Source organism: Actinomycetota bacterium, from assembly GCA_036280995.1.
GTDB lineage: Bacteria > Actinomycetota > CALGFH01 > CALGFH01 > CALGFH01 > CALGFH01.
Window position 1 is genome coordinate 1 of record DASUPQ010000367.1, and the last position, 4,262, is coordinate 4,262.

General features: G+C 77.3%; 4 protein-coding genes. 2 read left to right on the forward strand and 2 right to left on the reverse strand.

Going from position 1 to position 4,262, the window contains the following annotated elements:
* The coding region (locus VF468_12335) for a Gfo/Idh/MocA family oxidoreductase (protein HEX5879083.1) at nucleotides 1–827 on the forward strand (827 nt) is incomplete at its 5' end.
* Nucleotides 828–831: 4 nt separating this feature from the next.
* Here the strand turns inward: VF468_12335 and VF468_12340 are convergent.
* Both VF468_12340 and gnd read right to left on the reverse strand, forming a co-directional pair.
* Entirely contained in the window at nucleotides 832–1,824 is a 993-nt protein-coding gene (locus tag VF468_12340) for an aldose 1-epimerase (GenBank protein ID HEX5879084.1), read from the reverse strand.
* Nucleotides 1,817–2,836: a decarboxylating 6-phosphogluconate dehydrogenase gene (gene gnd / locus VF468_12345; protein ID HEX5879085.1), complete on the reverse strand. Its 1,020-nt coding sequence runs from the start codon at nucleotides 2,834–2,836 to the stop codon at nucleotides 1,817–1,819. The genes VF468_12340 and gnd overlap by 8 nt, the downstream gene beginning before the upstream one ends.
* Nucleotides 2,837–2,905: 69 nt before the next feature.
* Between gnd and VF468_12350 the strand changes: the two genes are divergently transcribed.
* A partial coding sequence (locus VF468_12350) for an NAD(P)/FAD-dependent oxidoreductase (protein HEX5879086.1) occupies nucleotides 2,906–4,262 on the forward strand: 1,357 nt, incomplete at its 3' end.

The following is a 4,262-nucleotide window of genomic DNA, read 5'->3' on the forward strand; positions in this document are numbered from 1 at the left end:
TGGTGGGCATCTGGGGCCGGGACCCGGCCAAGACCGCGGCGGCCGCCGAGCGCTTCGGCGTCGCCGGCCACACCGACCTGGACGGGCTGCTGGCCGAGGTGGACGCGGTGGCCATCGCCGTCCCCCCGGACGTGCAGGCCGAGCTGGCCGTGCGGGCCGCGGCCGCCGGGCGCCACCTCCTGCTCGACAAGCCGCTGGCCCTGTCGCTGGAGGCCGCCGACCGGGTCGCCGCCGCGGTGGCCGGCGCCGGGGTCGCCTCCCTGGTGTTCTTCACCCTCCGGTTCCTGCCCGAGGTCGCCGCCTGGATGGAGGACGCCCAGGGCGGGGACTGGCACGGCGGCGACGGCGCCTGGCTCGGAACGGCCCTGGAGCCGGGCAGCCCCTTCGCCGGCTCGCTCTGGCGGCGGCGCAAGGGCGCCCTCTGGGACCTCGGCCCCCACCTGCTCGCCCTGGCCGTCCCCGCCCTCGGCCCGGTCGAGCGGGTGGCCGCCGGCACCGGCCTTGGCGACACCGTCCACCTGGTCCTCGGCCACCAGGGCGGCGCCTCCAGCACCCTGACCCTCAGCCAGACCGTCCCCGAGGCCGCGGAAGGGCGGAGCTTCCAGCTCTACGGCCCCCGCGGCCGCTCGGCCGTCCCGCCGTTCGAGCTCGCCCACCTGGCCGCTCTGGCCGAGGCCATCCGCCAGCTCACGGCCATGGTCGCCGGCGGCGCGACCAGCCACCCCTGCGACGTCCGCCTGGGCCGCGACACGGTGGCCGTCCTCGACGCCGCCGACCGGTTCCTGACCGCCGCCCCCGAGTCCCGCTCGGCCGGCGTGGCCCGCTGACCGCCTAGGCGTCCTCGACCAGGATGGTGAAGCGGGCGGTGAAGGTGCCGCCGGGCTGGACCAGCGGGGTGGTGCCGGCGGCCAGGGCGGCGGTGGGGACGGTCATCGGCTCCAGGCAGACGAACTCGGCCCCCGGAGGGGCGAAGACCTGGGCGTGGTCGTAACCGTCGCCGTAGTCGACCAGCAGGCGGCGGCCGGCCGCCTCCAGGCCGAGGCGGCGGGCGGCGGGGTCCTGCTCCAGGGTGTAGAGGTCGTCGTAGGTGCGGTCGCCGACCGGGTCGGCCTCGGCCGGCTCGGCGGACGCCTTGCCGGTGGGCAGGCCCCGGCCGTCCAGCTCCAGGTGGGTGCGGTCGGGGAGCAGCAGCCGCCAGGCCGCCCGGGGCGCGCCCGGGAGCCGGAGGTAGGGGTGCCAGCCGAAGCCGACCGGGACGGGCCGGTCGCCGGTCGCGGCCAGGGTGGTGGTCACCGCCAGCGACGCCTCCTCGACCACGGCGGCCACGGTGAGGGTGTGGGGGAACGGGAACGCCGCCAGCAGCTCCGGCCGGGCGTCGTGGTCGAAGCTGGCCTCCAGCAGGGCCCGGTCGGCCTCGGCGGCCAGCCGCTCCAGCCGCCAGCCCCGCCGGGCGGTCAGGGTGCCGTGGATCGGCAGCCCGCCCGGGTCGGTGGCCAGGTCCAGGCCTTCGAGGTCGACCTCGACCCCGGCGGCGCGGTAGCGCCAGGAGGGCAGCCGGTTGGCCCAGGGGGCGAGGATGGGCAGGCCGGTGACGTGCCGGTCGCGGTAGCCGGCGACCCCGCCGGGCAGGGCCAGCAGGTCCTCGCCGCGGTGGCGCAGGGCGGTGCCGAGCAGCCCCAGCCCGGGCAGGAAGGTGGCCTCCAGCTCCCCGGCGGTCAGGGTCACGGCCGGCTCCCCGTCGACCACCCCGACCCGGATGGCGGGGCCGAGCCCTTTGTCCACCGGGGGCCTGGGCTTGAGGCCCCCGGACCCCCGGTCACTCACCGGTGGGCAGCTCCTCGTGACCGCCGAACTCCTTGCGCATGGCCGACAGCAGCTTCTCGGCGAAGTCGGCCTCCCCGCGGGAGGAGAACCGCTCGTACAGGGCGGTGGTGAGCACGTGGGCGGGCACGCCCGTCTCGACCGCCGCGGCCACCGTCCAGCGCCCCTCGCCCGAGTCCGACACCCGCCCCGAGAACCCGGCCACCGTGGGGTCCTGGAGCAGGGCGTGGGCGGTCAGGTCGAGCAGCCACGACCCGATCACGCTGCCCCGGCGCCACACCTCGGCCACGGCGGCGACGTCGAAGTCGTAGCGGTAGAAGGCGGGGTCGCGCAGGGGCGCCGCCTCGGCGCTGGCCTCCTCGGTGCGCTTGCCGACGTTCGCCTTGCGGAGGATGTTCAGGCCCTCGGCGTAGGCGGCCATGATCCCGTACTCGATCCCGTTGTGGACCATCTTCACGAAGTGGCCGGCCCCGGCCGGTCCGCAGTGGAGGTAGCCGAGCTCCTCGGGCGCCGGGTCGCCCTGGCGGCCCGGGGTCCGCCCGGCCGCCTCCAGCCCCGGGGCCAGGGCCCGGAACAGCGGGTCGAGGCGGGCCACCACCTCGGCCTCGCCGCCGATCATCAGGCAGTAGCCCCGCTCCAGCCCGAACACCCCGCCGCTGGTGCCGACGTCCAGGTAGTGCAGGCCCCGGGCGGCGAGCGCCTCGGCCCGCTGCATGTCGTCGCGGTAGTAGGAGTTGCCGCCGTCGATGACCACGTCGCCGGCCTCCAGCCGGCCGGCCAGCTCCTCCACGACCTTGCCCGCGACCCCGGCCGGGACCATCACCCAGGCCGCCCTTGGCCGGTCCAGCTTGGCCACCAGCTCCTCAAGGGAGGCGGCGCCGGCCGCCCCCTCGCCCTCCAGCTGGGCGACGGCGGCCTGGTTGCGGTCGTGGACGACGCACTGGTGGCCGGCGCGCTGCAGCCGCCGGACCAGGTTGGCGCCCATCCGGCCGAGGCCGATCATGCCAAGCTGCATCGTGAGCTCCTTCGGTTCGGGCCGCGCCAGGATGCTACGCGGCGTCGCCAACTCGAGAAAGCGGGGACCATGGCGGACCAGTTCGATGTGATCGTGATCGGTGCCGGCCCACCCGGGGAGGTGGCCGCCGGCCGCTGCGCCGTCGGCGGCCTGGCCGTCGCCCTGGTCGAGCGGGAGCTGGTCGGGGGCGAGTGCTCCTACTGGGCCTGCGTCCCGTCCAAGACCCTGATCCGGCCCGGCGACGTGCTGGCCGCGGCCAGGCGGGTCCCGGGCGCGGCCGAGGCCGTCACCGGCGAGCTCGACGCCGCCGCCGCCTTCGCCCAGCGCGACTACATGACCTCGAACTGGAGCGACCTGGGGGCGCTGGACTGGGTCGAGCAGGAGGGGATCGAGCTCGTCCGGGGCAGCGGCCGGCTGGCCGGGGAGCGGACCGTCCGGGTCGAGCTCCCCGACGGCGGCGGCCAGCGGACCCTCACCGCCCGCCGGGCGGTGGTGCTGGCCACCGGCAGCGCCCCGGTGATCCCGCCCGTGCCCGGCCTGGCCGAGGCGAGGCCCTGGGACAACCGGGGGGCGACCGCGGCCACCCAGGTGCCGGGCCGGCTGGTCGTGCTCGGCGGCGGGCCGGTCGGCTGCGAGCTGGCCCAGGCGTTCCGGCGGCTCGGCAGCCAGGAGGTCACGGTGGTGGTGCGGGGCGGGCGGCTGCTGGCCCGCGAGGAGCCGTTCGTCGGCCGTGAGGTCGAGGCCGCCTTCGAGGCCGAGGCCATCGCCGTGCGGACCCGGACCGAGGTGGCCTCGGTCTCGCGCGACCGTCCGGGGGGGCCGGTGACCGTGCGCTTGGGCGACGCCGGGGAGGTGGAAGGCGACGAGCTGCTGGTCGCGGCCGGCCGCCGGCCCCGCACCGGCGACGTCGGCCTGGAGGCGGTCGGCCTGGAGGGCGGCGGCCCGGTCCGGGTCGACCGGTCGCTGCGGGCCGAGGGGGTCGAGGGCGGCTGGCTGTTCGCGGTCGGGGACTGCAACGGGCTCGCCCCCTTCACCCACATGGGCAAGTACCAGGGCCGGCTGGCCGGCGACGTGATCCTGGGCCGCGACACCCACGACGTGGCCGACCACGGGGTGGTCCCGCGGGTCACCTTCACCGACCCGCAGGTCTGCGCCGTCGGGCCGACCGAGGCCGAGGCCCGGCGGGCCGGCCTGGACGTGCGGGTGGTCCGGACCGACACCGGCGGGGTGGCCGGCGCCTACACCCTGGGCAACGGGATCGCCGGCACCAGCCAGCTGGTCGTGGACCGGGCCCGCCGGGTCGTCGTCGGCGCCACCTTCACCGGTCCCGGCACCCAGGAGCTGCTCCACTCGGCCACCGTGGCCGTGGCCGGCGAGGTCCCCCTGGAGCGGCTGTGGCACGCCGTCCCGTCGTTCCCGACGGTCA